The following is a 15,849-nucleotide window of genomic DNA, read 5'->3' as shown; positions in this document are numbered from 1 at the left end:
CCGTTGACGGCCCGGGTCAGACCGTCCGGACAGCCAGCGCCAGGAACCGGGCGTCCTCGTCCACGTACGACGTCATGCGCCACCCGGAACCGGCCGAAGGCGCCCATGAGGAACGCGAACACGCACTGCAGGCCGACTCCGGCCTGCGTCTCGTAGATGCACACGCTGATGGCGGAGATGGCCAGCATGCTCCCGATCAGCAGGTTGCGCTGGTTCACACGGTCGCCGAGCCAGCCGCCGAGAACGGCGGACATGCCGCCGAAGCCCAGGAGGCTCATGGCCAGTGCGGCCTGCTCGGAGGTGTAGTGCAGCGAGGTGATGAGGTACGTCGGGTAGAGGCCGAGGAACCCGTAGATGGCCACGCCGCTGATGACCGAGTGGACGGCCAGTGCGACGGTGTTGCGGTTGTACGCCGAGGCCGGCATGTACTCGTAGGTCCTGGTCGAGACGACCTTCTCGACGGAGTGCTCGGTCAGGCCGGTTTTCACCAGGAACAGGCAGGCGGCGGCGATCAGCAGCCCGGCCGCGCCGAACAGGTAGAAGGGCGAGTGCCAGGTGCCGTGCGCGCTCATCAGCCGGACGCCGATGAGCGGGGCGATGAACACGCCGATGGAATAGCCCATGCCGATGATGCCGAAGGCCAGGCCCCGCCGGTGGGCGAAGAAGGCGCCGAGCGCCGCGAAGATGGCGGCGGACTGCATGCCCTCGCCGAAGCCCGAGACGACCCGGTACAGCGTCATGTCGGCGAAACCGGTCGCCAGCGGCGTGGCCATCGTGCCCAGGGAGTAGATCACGATGCTGACCAGCAGCACGGTCTTGCGGCGGAAGCGGTCCAGGAGATAGCCCGCCGGCAGGCCGGCCAGGGCCATGCCGAGGGTGAAGTTCGTCGCCAGCAGTCCGCCCTGCTCCAGGGAGAACCCGTACTCCGCACGGATGTTGGGCAGCAGCGGGGGAAAGACCTGGCGGTCCATCGCGTTGACCATGTAGGAGAGGACCACCAGCAGGAATCCCACCCCGATCATGGGACGGGAAATGGGGGAACGGCTGCTTTCCTGCATGTCACTTGCGGGCACCGCACTGGTGTCGACTTGCGCTGCGTGAGTCATAGCGGCTCCTGAGAGGAATGGGCCACGGCGGGCCGCGGCGGATCCATCGTCCGTACGGGGACGCACGGGCGATGACGAGAAGCGGTGAGCTGAACACGGACTCGAAACGGCGACGGCGATGCCGCCGTCGACTCAGGGAATGGGGGGCGATGTGCTGCCGCGCGGTCGGACACCGCATGCGGAATTCAGCCGTATATCGCCCGTCGGGGACGTCCGTGGCTATGGCGTCTTCGACAGCCGGACCCCGTGCGGACACTTGTCGGTCACACGGTCGGCGCTGGCAGAAACCATGAAGGGGAAGTCTCCGGCGCGTCAAGACGTGAACGCCGGATTTCTTCCGGGTTCCTCGTTTTCCCGTGATGACCGGGTTCCCTCGGCTCCGAACGGGCTCTGCCGCGGGCGGGCCGGCGGTCAGGTGCGCGCCGCACTCTTGACGTGCTGAAGACCCTCAGTGCTATCGTTAGCATCACGTGGCTGTGACAAAGTGATTCGACGTGCCCCGGCAACCCGTGACCCGTTCCAAGGGGCGTACTGCGGCGCCCGCACCGACCACAAGTCGGCGAGCGCCGACGACACCGGACCCGAGCCCAGCGACCCCTTCCAACCACCTCGGGCGGCCGACGGTCCACCGGACATGCCGACGGCCGCCCTTCCGGGTGGCGATCAGACCCGCTCACCGGACGCGACGGGGCGCGACGCCCGCCGGTCCGCTGCGGCCGCACGACTCTGCGAGGACGACCTGCCATGAAACCACCGAGCCGCCCCGGCACCGTGCTGCTCACCGACCACGCCTGGCCCGACGACTCCGTCGAACGATCGGTCATCGAGGAGGCGGGCCACACCCTGGTGACCGGCCCCGCCGACCCCGCCTCCGCCGAGACGATCGAGGAACTCGTGGCCGAGCACCGGCCCGCCGGGATCCTGACCTGCTGGGCCCCCGTCTCCGCCACCGCGATCGGCACCTCACCGGATCTGCGGATCGTGGCCAGGCTCGGCGTCGGCCTCGACAACATCGCCGTGGACACCGCCACCGAGCGCGGGGTGTGGGTCACCAACGTGCCGGACTACTGCGTCGAGGAGGTCTCCGACCACGCCGTCGGTATGGTCCTGGCCTGGACGAGGGGCCTGGTTGTCTCCGACCGGGAGGTCCGCGCGGGCCGTTGGAACCCCGCCGGCGCCCGACTGCGCCGCCTGTCGACGCTGACCTGCGGCGTCGTCGGTCACGGCCGCATCGGACGCGCCACCGTGCGCAAGCTCGGCGCGTTCGGCTGCCGGATCCTGGCCCACGACCCGCACCCGCCGAAGGACGCACCGGGAGTGGAGATGGTGGGCCTGGAGGAGCTGCTGCGCCGCAGCGACGTGGTGATCCTCCACGTGCCCCTCACACCCGGCACGCACCACATCATCGGCGCCGAGCAGCTGGCGCTGATGCCACCGGGCGGCCTGCTGGTCAACGTCAGCCGGGGCGGCCTCGTGGACACCGACGCGGTGATCAAGGCTCTGGACAGCGGGCACCTGGACGGAGCCGCCTTCGACGTACTGGAGACCGAACCGCACGTCCCCGCCGCACTGTTGGACCAGCCGGGCGCTCTCCTCACCCCGCACATCGCCTTCTCCTCCGACGCGTCGGTCACGGAACTGCGCCGCCGCGCCGCCGAGGAGGTCGTACGGATCCTGGCGGGCGAGACACCGGTCCACGCCTGCAACGCTCCCCGTGGTCTGCCCGCCGGCCCGGGGGACCGGCGATGAGCCGGCCACCGGCGCAGGCGGGCCCGGAACCCGCGCTGACCGACTTCCTGGCCACCCAAAAGCTCGCCGCACCCGGCGAAGCCGCCCGCTGGACACCGCTGACCGGCGGTGTCTCGTCCGACCTGTGGCGAGTGGACCTGCCGGGACGCTCCCTTTGCGTCAAACGCGCCCTGGCCAAGCTGAAGGTCGCCGCCGACTGGCAGGCACCGGTGTCGCGCAACGCCTACGAATGGGCGTGGATGCGGTTCGCGTCCCGGCACCGCCCGGACAGCGTGCCCGAACTGCTGGCCCACGACCCCGAAGCCGGCATCTTCGCGATGGCGTTCCTGCCGCCCGAGCACTACCCCATGTGGAAGGCGCGGTTGCTGGACGGCGAGGTGCGGGTGGAGACCGCGGCGGCCGTCGGGGAACTGCTCGGCGCCCTGCACGCGGCGAGTGCCGGCGACACCGCCCTCGCCACGGAGTTCGCCACCGACGACAACTTCCACGCGCTGCGCATCGAGCCGTACCTGCTGGCCACCGCTGCCGCACACCCCGGACTGAGCGGCATCCTCCAGCGCCTCGCCCACCGCACGGCCACCACACACCTGGCCCTCGTGCACGGTGACGTCAGTCCCAAGAACATCCTCGTCGGACCGTCCGGGCCCGTGCTGCTGGACGCCGAGTGCGCCTGGTACGGCGACCCGGCCTTCGACCTCGCCTTCTGCGTCAACCATCTGCTCCTCAAAAGCCTGGTGGTGCCCGGGCGACGCGCCGAACTCCTGCGGTCCGCCCGGGCGTTGACCGAGGAGTACGTCCGGTGTGTCGACTGGGAGCCCCGGCCGACACTCGAAGCGCGGGCCGCGTCACTGCTGCCGGCGCTGCTGCTCGCGCGCGTGGACGGCAAGTCCCCGGTGGAGTACCTCACGGACGACCGACACCGGCTGTTCGTCCGCACGGCGGCATCGGCCCTGCTCCGGGCGCCCGCTCCGACGGTGGCGGACGTCGTTGACGCCTGGGCGAACGCGCTCGGGGACCCGAGCGGGTCTGACAGCGGCGTGAGCGACTGACCCAACCGATTCGACGGGTCCGGGAGGACTTGGCGTATCCCGACTGACCCGACTGACCCGACCGAAGGAGAGACGCATGCGCAGAGTCGTCACCGGCCACGACGAGAACGGCAGGTCGGTCGTCGTCAGCGATGGCCCCGTCCCGCGCAGCCGGGAGTTCACCAGTCTGCCGGGCTGGGTGTCCCGCCTGCCGTGGGCCACCGAACCCGGCGAGCAGCTCAGCCGGACCGGAGAGGACCCCACACCGAAGGTCAGCAGCCTGCTGCCGGCGCCCGGCGGCACGCGGTTCATCGTCCTGACCTTCCCGCCGGACACCGCGATGGCCGACCCGGCGTTCGACCCCGTCGCCTTCGACCGCGAGCAGCGCGCCGACTCGCCCGGCATCGCGGATCTCATCGAGCCCGACGGCATGCACGCGACACCGACCGTGGACTACGGCATCGTGCTGCAGGGCGAGATCGTCCTCGAACTCGACGACGGCCGGTGCACCCGCCTCTCGGCAGGGGACATCGTGATCCAGAACGGCACTCGCCACGGCTGGCGCAACCGCAGCGGCCGACCGGTCACGATGGCCTTCGTCCTCGTGGGTGCGGAACACGACGGCTGACTTCGACGCTGCCAGTCGTTTCTCCCCTGGTTCTCCCCAGCGGGGAGTCGGTGTGGAACCAGAGTTCCTGGCTCTCGGGGCCGCCGTCGGCCGTATGAGTTCCGTCAAAGGTGTGCGCGCTGCCGTCAGGGAGGTGTCAACGGGGGCCGAATCCGGCCACGGAGGCGCTTCCCTCTAGTTGTCCGATTCGTTTCCGAATCTCAGCTAGGAGTTCGCGATGGCCGATCTGGCCTTCGTCGTCACCACGATCGCGGTGTTCGCGCTGGTGGCTCTCGCCGCCAAGGGGGTGACGAAGCTGTGACCGCCGAGAACATCGTCGGCCTCGTCGTGGCCGTCGCCCTGCTGGGCTATCTCGTCCTCGCCCTGATCTTCCCGGAGAGGTTCTGAGAGACAGATGGGTCCCGTACTTGCCGGTGTTCTCCAGCTGCTCGCTCTGATAGTGGCACTGGGGCTCGCCTACGTCCCGCTCGGCGACTACATGGCCAAGGTCTACTCCTCCGACAAGCACTGGCGTGTGGAGAAGTGGATCTACAAGGGCATCGGCGCCAACCCGAACACGGAGATGCGCTGGCCCGCGTACCTGCGCGGCGTCCTCGCCTTCTCCGCGGTCGGTGTCCTGTTCCTGTACCTGCTCCAGCGGCTCCAGGGCGTGCTGCCCGGCTCGCTCGGCTTCAGCTCCATCGACCCGGACCAGGCGTTCAACACCGCCGCTTCGTTCGTCTCCAACACCAACTGGCAGTCGTACTACGGCGAGCAGGCCATGGGCCACGTCGTACAGACCGGTGGTCTCGCCGTGCAGAACTTCGTCTCCGCGGCCGTCGGTATCGCCGTGGCGGTTGCCCTCGTGCGCGGGTTCGCGCGCTCCCGCACCGGTGAACTCGGCAACTTCTGGGCCGACATGGTCCGTGGTGTCGTACGCATCCTGGTGCCGATGTCCGTCGTCGCGGCGATCGTGCTCGTGGCGTGCGGTGCGATCCAGAACTTCGCCGGGATTCATGAGGTCGGCCAGTTCATGGGCGGCAGCCAGCAGTGGAACGGTGGTGCGGTCGCCTCGCAGGAGGCCATCAAGGAGATCGGCACCAACGGCGGAGGGTACTTCAACGCCAACTCCGCCCACCCGTTCGAGAACCCGACACCCTTCACCAACCTCTTCGAGATCTTCCTGCTGCTGGTCATCCCGTTCGCGCTGACCCGCACATTCGGCCGCATGGTCGGCAGTCTCAAGCAGGGGTACGCGATCCTCGCCACCATGGCGACCATCTGGGTCGGTTTCATCGCCCTGATGATGTGGACCGAGTTCGCCCATCACGGCCCGGCGTTCCAGATCGCGGGTGGTGCCCTGGAGGGCAAGGAGCAGCGCTTCGGCGTGGGCGCCTCGTCGATCTTCGCGGTGTCGACCACGCTGACCTCGACGGGTGCGGTGGACTCCTTCCACTCCTCGTTCACCGGGCTCGGCGGCGGCATCACGATCCTGGGCATGCAGCTCGGCGAGATCGCGCCCGGTGGTACCGGCTCCGGCCTCTACGGCATGCTGATCATGGCGATCATCGCGGTGTTCATCGCGGGGCTCATGGTCGGCCGTACGCCCGAGTACCTCGGCAAGAAGATCGGCACCCGCGAGATCAAGTTCGCGGCCTGCTACATCCTCATCACCCCGGCACTGGTGCTGGTCTTTACCGCCGTGGCGATGGCCCTGCCGACCCCGGGCAACTCGATGACCAACAGCGGGGCGCACGGCTTCTCCGAGATCCTGTACGCCTACACGTCCGCGTCGAACAACAACGGCTCGGCCTTCGCCGGGCTGAACGCCGACACCCAGTGGTTCAACACCACCCTGGGCATCGCGATGCTGCTCGGCCGCTTCCTGCCGATGGTGTTCGTGCTGGCCCTCGCCGGTTCGCTCGCCGAGCAGAAGCCGGTGCCGGAGACCGCGGGCACGCTGCGTACCGAGAAGCCGCTGTTCACGGGGCTTCTGGTGGGCGCGATCCTCATCATCACCGGTCTGACCTACTTCCCGGCGCTCGCCCTGGGACCGCTGGCCGAGGGGCTGGCGTCATGACCACCCGTACAGAGAAGACCCGCACAGAGAAGCAAGAGGACTCGATGTCCACTGCCACCCCGACCCGGGCACCTCACAGTGATGTGCCGACCGGGCACAAGGCCGCCGAAGGACGTGTCGGCGCGGGCCTGTTCGATCCCAAGCAGCTGCTGAAGTCGCTGCCGGACGCCTGCCGCAAGCTCGATCCGCGGGTGATGGTCAAGTCGCCCGTGATGTTCGTCGTGTGGATCGGCTCGCTGCTGACCACCGTGTTCTCCTTCAAGGACCCGGGGGACTGGTTCGGCTGGGCGATCAGCGCCTGGCTCTGGCTGACCGTCATCTTCGCCAACCTGGCGGAGGCGGTCGCCGAGGGCCGTGGCAAGGCGCAGGCCGACACGCTGAGGAAGGCCAAGACCGACACCGTGGCCCGGCGGCTCGTGGGCGACCGCGAGGAGCAGGTGCCCGGTACCGAGCTGCGCATCGGTGATCTGGTGGTGTGCGAGGCGGGCGACATCATTCCCGGCGACGGTGACGTCGTCGAGGGCGTGGCGTCCGTCGACGAGTCGGCCATCACCGGCGAGTCGGCGCCCGTCATCCGTGAGTCGGGCGGCGATCGCAGCGCCGTCACCGGTGGTACGAAGGTGTTGTCCGACCGGATCGTCATCAAGATCACGACGAAGCCCGGTGAGACCTTCATCGACCGGATGATCGCCCTGGTCGAGGGCGCGGCCCGGCAGAAGACACCCAACGAGATCGCGCTGAACATCCTGCTCGCCTCGCTGACGATCGTCTTCCTGCTCGCGGTGGCGACTCTGCCGCCGTTCGCGGACTATGCGGGCTCCCATCTCTCGATGGTCGTGCTGGTTGCTCTGCTCGTGTGTCTGATCCCGACCACGATCGGTGCGCTGCTCTCCGCGATCGGTATCGCGGGCATGGACCGGCTGGTGCAGCGCAACGTGCTCGCCATGTCCGGGCGTGCGGTCGAGGCCGCGGGTGATGTCTCCACGCTGCTGCTCGACAAGACCGGCACCATCACGCTCGGCAACCGCCAGGCGTCGGAGTTCGTGCCGGTCAGTGGTACCACCGAGGCCGAGGTGGCCGACGCGGCCCAGCTGTCGTCGCTGGCCGACGAGACGCCCGAGGGGCGGTCCATCGTCGTCCTGGCGAAGGAGAAGTACGGGCTGCGCGAGCGCCAGCAGGGCGAGCTGTCCGGTGCCGAGTGGATCGCCTTCACCGCCCAGACCCGGATGTCGGGTGTGGACGTCGATGGCAGGAAGATCCGCAAGGGTGCTGCCGGTTCGGTCGTCGCCTGGGTGCGCGAGCAGGGTGGCGAGGTGTCCGGGGACGCCGGCGCGTTCACCGACCGCATCTCCGAGGCGGGCGGCACCCCGCTGCTCGTGGCCGTCGAAGACACCGACGGGGCACGGGTGTTGGGCGTCATCCACCTCAAGGACGTCGTCAAGGAGGGCATGCGGGAGCGGTTCGACGAGCTGCGCCGCATGGGTATCAAGACCGTCATGATCACGGGTGACAACCCGCTGACCGCCAAGGCGATCGCCGAGGAGGCGGGCGTCGACGACTTCCTCGCGGAGGCGACTCCCGAGGACAAGATGGCGCTCATCAAGCGGGAGCAGGCGGGCGGCAAGCTGGTCGCGATGACCGGTGACGGCACGAACGACGCGCCGGCGCTGGCCCAGGCGGACGTCGGCGTGGCGATGAACACGGGTACGTCGGCCGCGAAGGAGGCCGGCAACATGGTCGACCTCGACTCGAACCCGACGAAGCTGATCGAGATCGTCGAGATCGGGAAGCAACTGCTCATCACCCGGGGCGCGTTGACGACGTTCTCCATCGCCAACGACGTCGCGAAGTACTTCGCGATCATCCCGGCGCTGTTCGCGGCCGTCTACCCGGGCCTCGACAAGCTCAACGTCATGGACCTGTCCTCGCCCGACTCCGCGATCCTGTCGGCGGTCATTTTCAACGCGCTGATCATCATCGCGCTCGTGCCGCTGTCTCTGAAGGGCGTGCAGTACCGGCCGGTGAGCGCGGACAGGATGCTGCGGCGGAACCTCGGGATCTACGGCCTCGGCGGGCTCATCGCCCCGTTCGTCGGCATCAAGATCATCGACCTGATCATCTCCCTCATCCCCGGGCTGTAACTTTTCGAAAGCGTGCTGATCGGCTATGAACAACTCGGTATCGAACACCGGCCGGTTGCTGTGGGCGGGACTCCGTGCCTTGCTCGTGTTGACCGTGCTCACAGGCGTGATCTACCCGCTGGCCGTCACAGGTGTTGCCCAGGCGCTCTTCAACGACAAGGCCAACGGCTCGGAGGTCAAGACGGACGGCAAGGTCGTCGGCTCGTCGCTGATCGGTCAACAGGGCTACAGCCTGGACTACTTCCAGCCGCGCCCCGCCAACGGCCTGGGTGTGAACTCGGTCAACACCCAGTACAAGCTGATCCTCTCCGGTGCCACCAATCGCTCCGGTGACAACGCCGACCTCATCAAGTGGGTGAAGGAGGCGAAGGCGAAGGTCATCAAGGACAACTCCGTCCCCGGCTACACGGTCAAGCCCTCCGACGTACCCGCCGACGCGGTCACGTCCTCCGGCTCGGGCCTGGACCCGGACATCTCCCCGCAGTACGCCGACATCCAGGTCCACCGGATCGCCGAGGAGAACGGCCTGACCGTCGCCCAGGTGCAGAAGCTGGTCGACGACCACACCGACGGCCGCACCCTCGGCTTCATCGGCGAACCGCGGGTCAACGTCCTCGAACTCAACATCGCGCTCAAGGAACTCGTGGCGAAGGGCTGATGGCCTTACGCGCACCGAGCGGGAGTCGGCGGACCGGGAGGCAATCCGGTCCGCCGACTCCCGCCGCCACAAGGCCGGTTCCGTATGACCCGGCCCTCCGTACACGCAGGAAAGGCGTACCCCGATGACCCGGGTACTGGTGGTGGAGGACGACCCTCAGCTCGTCCGGGCCCTCGTGATCAACCTGCGGGCACGCCGGTACGGGGTGGACCCGGCGCCAGACGGCACCACCGCGCTCCGACTGGCCGCCGCCCGTCAACCCGACGTGGTCCTGCTCGACCTCGGGCTGCCGGACATGGAGGGTGTGGATGTCATCAGGGCGCTGCGTGGCTGGACCCGCGTACCGATCCTGGTCCTGTCCGCCCGTAGGGCGTCCGACGAGAAGGTGGCCGCCCTGGACGCGGGCGCCGACGACTACATCACCAAGCCGTTCAGCATGGACGAACTCCTCGCCCGGCTACGGGCCGCCGTCCGTCGCACCGAGGACGTACCGCTCACCCCCGAGACGACGCTCGTCGAGACCGGCGACTTCACCGTCGACCTGCGCGCCAAGAAGGCCAGCCGCGGCGGCCACGACATCCGGCTCACCCCGACCGAATGGCACCTGCTCGAAATACTGGTCACCAACCCGGGACGGCTGATCAGCCAGAAGCACCTGCTCCAGGAGGTCTGGGGAGACGCGCAGAGCAACAAGACCAACTACCTGCGCGTCTACATGGCCCAACTCCGCCGCAAACTGGAAACGGACCCCGCGCACCCCCGCTACCTCATCACCGAGCCGGGCATGGGCTACCGCTTCGAGAGTTGAGGCCACGCTCTGGAAGAACCTTCGGCGCCGCTGTCGATCCAGCCACGTCCCGTTCGACATCCTGATGTAGGACGCATCGCCAGGAGGCGACAGGACCTGATGAGGGAGCACATGGATCAGCTGCTGCGAGTGCAGAACTTCTGCGTCTCGAGGGACGGCGTTGCCGCCGGCGAGGACCAGAGCCTGGAGCGGCCTTTCGGCCTCAATATCGATCCGGGGAGGCTCTTCGCCTGGGCCGGCGCCACGGCGAGCTGGCCCAACCGTACCGAGCCAGGGGGCAGCCGGGGCCTCGACGACTACTTCACCCGGGACTTCAGCCACAACATCGGCGCCGAGATCATGGGCCGCAACAAGTTCGGACCCCAGCGCGGTCCGTGGCACGACCACGAGTGGCGCGGCTGGTGGGGTGACGAGCCGCCCTTCCACACGCCGGTGTTCGTCCTGACCCACCACAAGCGTCCGTCGTTCACGCTCTCCGACACCACGTTCCATTTCGTGGACGGCGACCCCGCCACCGTTCTCGCGCAGGCACGGGAGGCCGCGCAGGGCAAGGACGTCCGGCTCGGCGGCGGCGTGACCACCATCAGGGAGTTCCTCGACGCGGACCTCGTCGACACCATGCATGTGGCCGTCTCACCAGTGAAGCTGGGCTCCGGGCTGCGCCTCTGGGACTCGCCCGAACAACTGCTGGACCGGTTCCACATGGAGGTCGTGCCCAGCCCGAGCGGCGTGACGCACCACCTCTTCTGGCGCAAATGACAAGAGAGACAACGTGCGGCAGAACTGCCGGCTCCGGTGCGCCTACACCTCGATGTGCGAGCCCATGATGACCGTACGGTCGCGGGGCAGGCTGAAGTACTCGGCGGCGTCCGCCGTGATGTAGGAGGTGGCGATGAACAGCCGCTTGCGCCAGGGCGCCATCGTCGGGGCCTTCCCGCGGCGCAGCTCGATCTTCGACAGGAAGTAGGACGCCTGGTCGAGTTGGAGCGGTCCTTCGGTGTCGGCCGGGTCGAGGAGGGCCAGTGTGCCGGGCACGTCCGGTGTCTCCATGTAGCCGAACCGGGCGGTGACATGGATGATCCCGTCGTCGCCGTACCCGAGGTCGTCGACGACGACCCGCTGCTCGGGCGGGACGCGGGGCACGGGCTCGGTGCCGATGGACAGGATCACGACGTGGTCGTGCCGTACGTGGTTGTGCTTGGCGTTGGCCCGCATGGCCAGCGGTGCGGTCTCCTTGCCCCGGTTCAGGAAGACGGCCGTACCGGGCGCCCGGAGCGTCGGCTCCTGCCCCTCGCGGAGGTGGTCGATGAACTCGGGCAACGGGCCCTCCTGGCGCGCTCGTTCCGCGGTGACGATGGCGCGGCCGCGCTGCCAGGTCGTCATGACCGTGAACGCGGTGAGTCCGATCAGCAGCGGCAGCCACGCGCCGTGGACGAGCTTGGTCAGGTTGGCCGCCACGAACAGCAGGTCCACCAGGAGGAGCAGGCCCCCGCCGACGACGAGGAGCCACCGGGGCGTACCCCACTTGGCGCGGGCGACGTAGAAGAAGAGGAGGGTGGTGATGGTGATCGTGCCGGTGACGGCCATGCCGAACGCGTACGCCAGCGCCGCGGAGCTGCGGAACGCGAAGACCAGGGTGAGCACCGAGACCATCAGGAGCCAGTTGATCCAGGGCACGTAGATCTGACCGATGGTGGACTCGGAGGTGTGCGCGATGCGCAGCCTCGGCAGATAGCCGAGCTGGGCCGCCTGGGAGGCGACCGAGTACGCGCCGGTGATCACCGCCTGGGAGGCGATCACGGTCGCCGCCGTCGCCAGGATCACCATCGGCCAGCGCCCCCAGTCGGGCACGAGCAGGAAGAACGGGCTGCTGATGTTGGCCGGGTCGTCGAGGATCAGCGCGCCCTGGCCCAGGTAGCTCAGGACGCAGGCGGGCAGTACGAGGAACAGCCAGCCCCGGGTGATCGCCCGGCGGCCGAAGTGCCCCATGTCGGCGTAGAGCGCCTCGGCACCGGTGACCGCGAGCACGATCGCCGCCAGGGCGAAGAAGGCCGTACCCCAATGACCGAACAGGAAGCCCAGTGCGTACGTCGGTGACAGCGCCCTGAGGATGTCCGGGTGGTCGGTGATGCCCACGACGCCGCACGCGCCGATGGCGGTGAACCAGACGATCATGACAGGCCCGAACACCCGGCCCACCGCCGCGGTTCCTCGACGTTGCACCAGGAAGAGCCCCACGATGATCACCGCCGTGATCGGCACGACCGCGCTGTCCAGCGACGGCTCGACGACCTTGAGCCCTTCGACCGCGGACAGCACCGAGATCGCCGGGGTGATCATGCTGTCACCGAAGAACAGCGACGCACCGAAGATGCCGAGCGCGGCCAGGACGACGGCGCCCCGATGCCCACGCTCCGAACTCCACCGCCGCAACAGGGTGATCAGCGCCATGATGCCGCCCTCACCGTCGTTGTCGGCGCGCATCGCCAGCAGAATGTAGGTGACCGTGACGATGATCATCACCGACCAGAAGATCAGCGACACCACCCCGTACACGTTGTCCGTGGTGACCGGGACGGGGTGCGGGTCGTCGGGGTTGAACACCGTCTGGAGGGTGTAGATCGGGCTGGTGCCGATGTCGCCGAAGACCACACCGAGGGCACCGATGACCACCGCGAGGCGCACCGCGTCGCGCGTGCCCGCCCGACGGGCCTCCGGTGCCCGCGGCGCGGATCCGTCGTCCGACACGGTTCCCTGCCGTCGATCGGCCATGGTGCTCCTCCTCCGTGCCGTCCGCTGAGCTGCGGACCAGGGGCATCGGGGCGGACGATACCCACCCCTTGGCGTGACACCTGGTAGGGGGTGCTGTTTCGTGTTTCGAGTGGCGTGGGGGGCGAATCGTTGTCAGGGCCTGTGGACGGGAGCCGTACCGATCCAGCGGTGGTAGGCGTCGACGTCGACGTTGCTGCCACACACGATGGTGACGACGTGTCGGCCCGCGAAGCGGTCGCGGTCTTCGAGGATCGCCGCGACGCCGAGCGCGGCCGAGGGCTCGACGACGAGGCCGGCGTGGTCGAGGAGCATCCGCATACCGGCCATGATCGACGCCTCCTGGACCAGGACGGCGTCGTCGGCGACCAGGAGGAGGTCGTCCAGGACGGCCGGGATGGGATACCGGCCGGCGACGCCGTCGGCGATGGTGTCGGTCGAGTCGGTGGTGACGATGCGCCTCTGGTGCCATGAGCGGGTCAGCGCCGGTGCGCCCAGCGGTTGGACGCAGATCACCTCGACCTCGGGTGCCAGTGCCTTCACCACATGCCCCACGCCGGTGGCCAGCGCCCCGCCGCCGAGAGCGATCAGGACGGTGTCGAACGACGGTGTGGTGTCCCCCCGTTCCACGGGTTCCACCAGTTCCAGTCCGATGGTCGCCGCGCCCTCGCAGGTCTCGATGTCCAGGCTGTCCTCGACCAGCCGGATGCCCTCGTGGCGCGCGATGGCCGCCGCCCGCTCCCGGGCCAACTCGTGGTCGCCGTCCACCAGTTCCAGCCCGGCGCCCAGTGCGCGGATGCGGTCGAGCTTGGCCCGGGTCGCGAAACGGGATGCCACGACGGTGACGTCGAGCCCCCGGCCGCGCCCCGACCACGCGAGGGCCTGCCCAAGATTGCCCGCGCTCGCGCACACCACGGCCCGCGAGCCCTCGTCGGCGAGCAGGCTCGCGATCACCTCGGTGCCACGGGCCTTGAAACTGCGGACCGGGTTGGCCGTTTCGAGCTTGATGCTCACGCCGCACCTGAGGCCGGGCTCCAGCGCCTCGCAGCGGTACAGCGGAGTGTCGAGAAAGACCGGGTCGATCAGCCGGCGGGCCGCTCGGATCCGGGCGGTGTCGAGGCGCGTCTTCTGCACGGCACAGGAGCGTAGTGCCATCGGCGCCAGGTTCCTCGGGCCGGTCGACGAGGCCGGGTGCGGACCGGACGTCGGTACCCCCAAGGCCGGGCAGTGCGGGAGGCAGAACAGCGGCACCGCCTCGGAGACCTCCGGCGACCTGTCCCGCCGGTCGGCCAGAAGACACCGAGGCGTTCTCGACCGCGCGCTTCACGGTCCTCGCCGTCTCCGTGCCCTGCGCTGCGCACGCAACTACGCCCCCGGCGATTCCCGGTTGATCCGGCGGAGCCATGCATACGTGCTTCCAGCGACGCTGCACAAGCCGCGTGAAGGGCGCCAGAGGATGGGGAATCGGGACTGCGATCGCGGAACGGACAGCGGACGCGTCTCCGCGCTCCAGGAGGGGGCACCGGCCGCAACGCCCGCTGTTCGGCGTACGGCTCGGACAGGTCGTCGTGTGGGAGGCCGCCGTCCTGCTGCTCGCGGCCGGTCTGGCGTACCCCGGCCCAGCCCGGGTTCCCGCGCTGGCCGGCGCCGGGCTGCTGCTCGTCGCGACGCTGCCGCGACTGCGACGACGTCCGCTCTACGACTGGGGTGACCTCACCCAGCAGCGCCGGGTCCATGCCCTCGGCCGCCGCGGCGTCGCCTGCCGGGACCGGCGGCCAGGTCTTGGGGCAGTCCCCGTCGCACGTGGACCGCGAGGGCTTGGCCGTGTCGTTGTCGAAGCGGTAGAGGGTGAAGCCCGCGCTGTCGGTGAGGACCTGCCCCAACTCGGCGCTGTCCCAGATGCTGAGCTTGCCCGGCGCCGAAGCCTGCACCTGCGCCAGACCGTCGGCTGCCCCTGCGGGAGCCTTCGCGCCCGTGCTCGGGGAGGCGCTCAGTGCGGCACCCGCGGGCTTGGCCGCGTCGTCCGGCTAGGGCCCGCAGCCGGCCGCGAACATGATTGCCGCCGCCGACGCCGCCACCGTCACCGAAATTCCCTGCAACTTGCGCACGACTGTTTCCCTCTTCCGTATCTGAATTTCGGCGCGACGGAGCGCGCCCCCGTTTTCATGGGTTTCCGTGAATGGCGGAACATCCGTCCCGTCGACGGACATCCGCTTCAGCGGTGCATTCCGACGGCGCGTCCGGCGCGGTCGGTCGGTCAGTCTTCCGCTGCTGCCGTGAACACGGGCTGCGCGGGAAGGGGGTTCAATCCCCCGAAGGTTCTCTCGAAGATTTTTCAGCTCTCAGCTCTCACGGATGAGCTTGCCGTCCGCGCCCAGCACGAACCACTCGCCGTCCAGGCCCTGCCCGTTGACGTCACCGGGGGAGGCGTCGCCGACGTAGTAGTAGAGCGGCCATTCGCCGTACCTGGCCTGCACCGCGCCGCCGGCGCTGGCGGCCGTGGCCAGCAGCTTCGTGTCGGTGCCGGGACCTGCGGCGACCTTGGCCGAGCCGGTCAGCGCGGGCCAGACCGCGATGCAGTCGGCGTCGCAGTTGCTGGTGCCGGCCTTGTCCTTGGTGAAGGCGTAGAGCGTACGGCCGTCCTGGTCGACCAGGATGTCGCCGAGGTCGGAGTCGGCCACCTTCACGGTCTGCCCGGAACCCTGCGCGGAGGGGCTCGCGGGCTTGTCCGCCGCCGTGCCCTCCGTGTTTCCGCCGCAGGCGGTCAGGGCCAGCAGGGTCAGGGGAATCGCCGCCAGAGTGATCCGTGTGGTCCGTGCGCGCATGATGTCGACCGTCCTTTTCGTTGTCGTGGCTGCACGCGAAAGCGCGTCGCGGATTCCCACACGTGCGTCCGGCGCGAC

Annotated in this window: 13 protein-coding genes and 2 pseudogenes; 9 read left to right on the top strand and 6 right to left on the bottom strand. The window is 69.0% G+C overall.

Annotated elements, in window-relative coordinates; all coding sequences use genetic code 11:
- Positions 1-16: 16 nt before the first annotated feature.
- A pseudogene (locus tag ACWCRB_RS18590) lies at positions 17-94 on the bottom strand (SAM-dependent methyltransferase); the annotation flags it as partial.
- 67 nt (positions 95-161) lie between these two features.
- Positions 162-971, bottom strand: a pseudogene (locus tag ACWCRB_RS18585) (MFS transporter); the annotation flags it as partial.
- Positions 972-1,850: 879 nt separating this feature from the next.
- On the opposite strand from ACWCRB_RS18585, the gene ACWCRB_RS18580 reads away from it, so the two are divergent.
- The 9 genes from ACWCRB_RS18580 (at position 1,851) to ACWCRB_RS18540 (ending at position 10,936) form a co-directional block, all read left to right on the top strand.
- Positions 1,851-2,855 (top strand): C-terminal binding protein, encoded by a 1,005-nt coding sequence (locus tag ACWCRB_RS18580; RefSeq protein WP_450997076.1) that lies wholly within the window; start codon positions 1,851-1,853, stop codon positions 2,853-2,855.
- On the top strand, positions 2,852-3,904 hold the full coding sequence (locus ACWCRB_RS18575; protein WP_450997075.1) for a phosphotransferase family protein: 1,053 nt from the start codon (positions 2,852-2,854) through the stop codon (positions 3,902-3,904). Before ACWCRB_RS18580 ends, ACWCRB_RS18575 begins: the two co-directional genes overlap by 4 nt.
- Positions 3,905-3,980: 76 nt before the next feature.
- Positions 3,981-4,511 (top strand): cupin domain-containing protein, encoded by a 531-nt coding sequence (locus ACWCRB_RS18570; RefSeq protein WP_450997074.1) that lies wholly within the window; start codon positions 3,981-3,983, stop codon positions 4,509-4,511.
- A 297-nt stretch (positions 4,512-4,808) separates the two neighbouring features.
- The gene (gene kdpF / locus ACWCRB_RS18565) at positions 4,809-4,898 is read left to right on the top strand and encodes a K(+)-transporting ATPase subunit F (protein ID WP_016434100.1); all 90 of its coding nucleotides are present in this window, start codon (positions 4,809-4,811) and stop codon (positions 4,896-4,898) included.
- Between the two features lie 7 nt (positions 4,899-4,905).
- Positions 4,906-6,570, top strand: coding sequence for a potassium-transporting ATPase subunit KdpA (gene kdpA / locus ACWCRB_RS18560; RefSeq protein ID WP_450997073.1), 1,665 nt, complete (start codon positions 4,906-4,908; stop codon positions 6,568-6,570).
- Entirely contained in the window at positions 6,567-8,711 is a 2,145-nt protein-coding gene (gene kdpB, locus ACWCRB_RS18555; RefSeq protein ID WP_450997072.1) for a potassium-transporting ATPase subunit KdpB, read from the top strand. The genes kdpA and kdpB overlap by 4 nt, the downstream gene beginning before the upstream one ends.
- A gap of 25 nt (positions 8,712-8,736) precedes the next feature.
- Positions 8,737-9,369 carry a potassium-transporting ATPase subunit C gene (locus tag ACWCRB_RS18550; protein ID WP_450997071.1) on the top strand — a complete coding sequence of 211 codons (633 nt, stop codon included), beginning with the start codon at positions 8,737-8,739 and terminating at the stop codon, positions 9,367-9,369.
- Positions 9,370-9,493: 124 nt separating this feature from the next.
- Entirely contained in the window at positions 9,494-10,177 is a 684-nt protein-coding gene (locus tag ACWCRB_RS18545) for a response regulator (RefSeq protein WP_450997070.1), read from the top strand.
- A gap of 111 nt (positions 10,178-10,288) precedes the next feature.
- Positions 10,289-10,936, top strand: coding sequence for a dihydrofolate reductase family protein (locus ACWCRB_RS18540; protein ID WP_450997069.1), 648 nt, complete (start codon positions 10,289-10,291; stop codon positions 10,934-10,936).
- Positions 10,937-10,978: 42 nt separating this feature from the next.
- Here ACWCRB_RS18540 and ACWCRB_RS18535 read toward each other — a convergent pair whose 3' ends face one another.
- The 4 genes from ACWCRB_RS18535 to ACWCRB_RS18520 all read right to left on the bottom strand — a co-directional run bounded on the left by ACWCRB_RS18535 (position 10,979) and on the right by ACWCRB_RS18520 (position 15,771).
- Positions 10,979-12,949, bottom strand: a complete 1,971-nt coding sequence (locus ACWCRB_RS18535) for a potassium transporter Kup (protein ID WP_450997068.1) — start codon at positions 12,947-12,949, stop codon at positions 10,979-10,981.
- A gap of 132 nt (positions 12,950-13,081) precedes the next feature.
- The gene (locus ACWCRB_RS18530; RefSeq protein WP_450997067.1) at positions 13,082-14,101 is read right to left on the bottom strand and encodes a threonine ammonia-lyase; all 1,020 of its coding nucleotides are present in this window, start codon (positions 14,099-14,101) and stop codon (positions 13,082-13,084) included.
- Positions 14,029-14,877: a hypothetical protein gene (locus ACWCRB_RS18525; protein WP_450997066.1), complete on the bottom strand. Its 849-nt coding sequence runs from the start codon at positions 14,875-14,877 to the stop codon at positions 14,029-14,031. Before ACWCRB_RS18525 ends, ACWCRB_RS18530 begins: the two co-directional genes overlap by 73 nt.
- A gap of 411 nt (positions 14,878-15,288) precedes the next feature.
- Positions 15,289-15,771: a COG4315 family predicted lipoprotein gene (locus tag ACWCRB_RS18520; protein ID WP_450997065.1), complete on the bottom strand. Its 483-nt coding sequence runs from the start codon at positions 15,769-15,771 to the stop codon at positions 15,289-15,291.
- Positions 15,772-15,849: the final 78 nt, after the last annotated feature.

Source organism: Streptomyces sp. NPDC002156, assembly GCF_053593675.1.
This window is presented reverse-complemented; position numbering and strand designations above follow the sequence as displayed.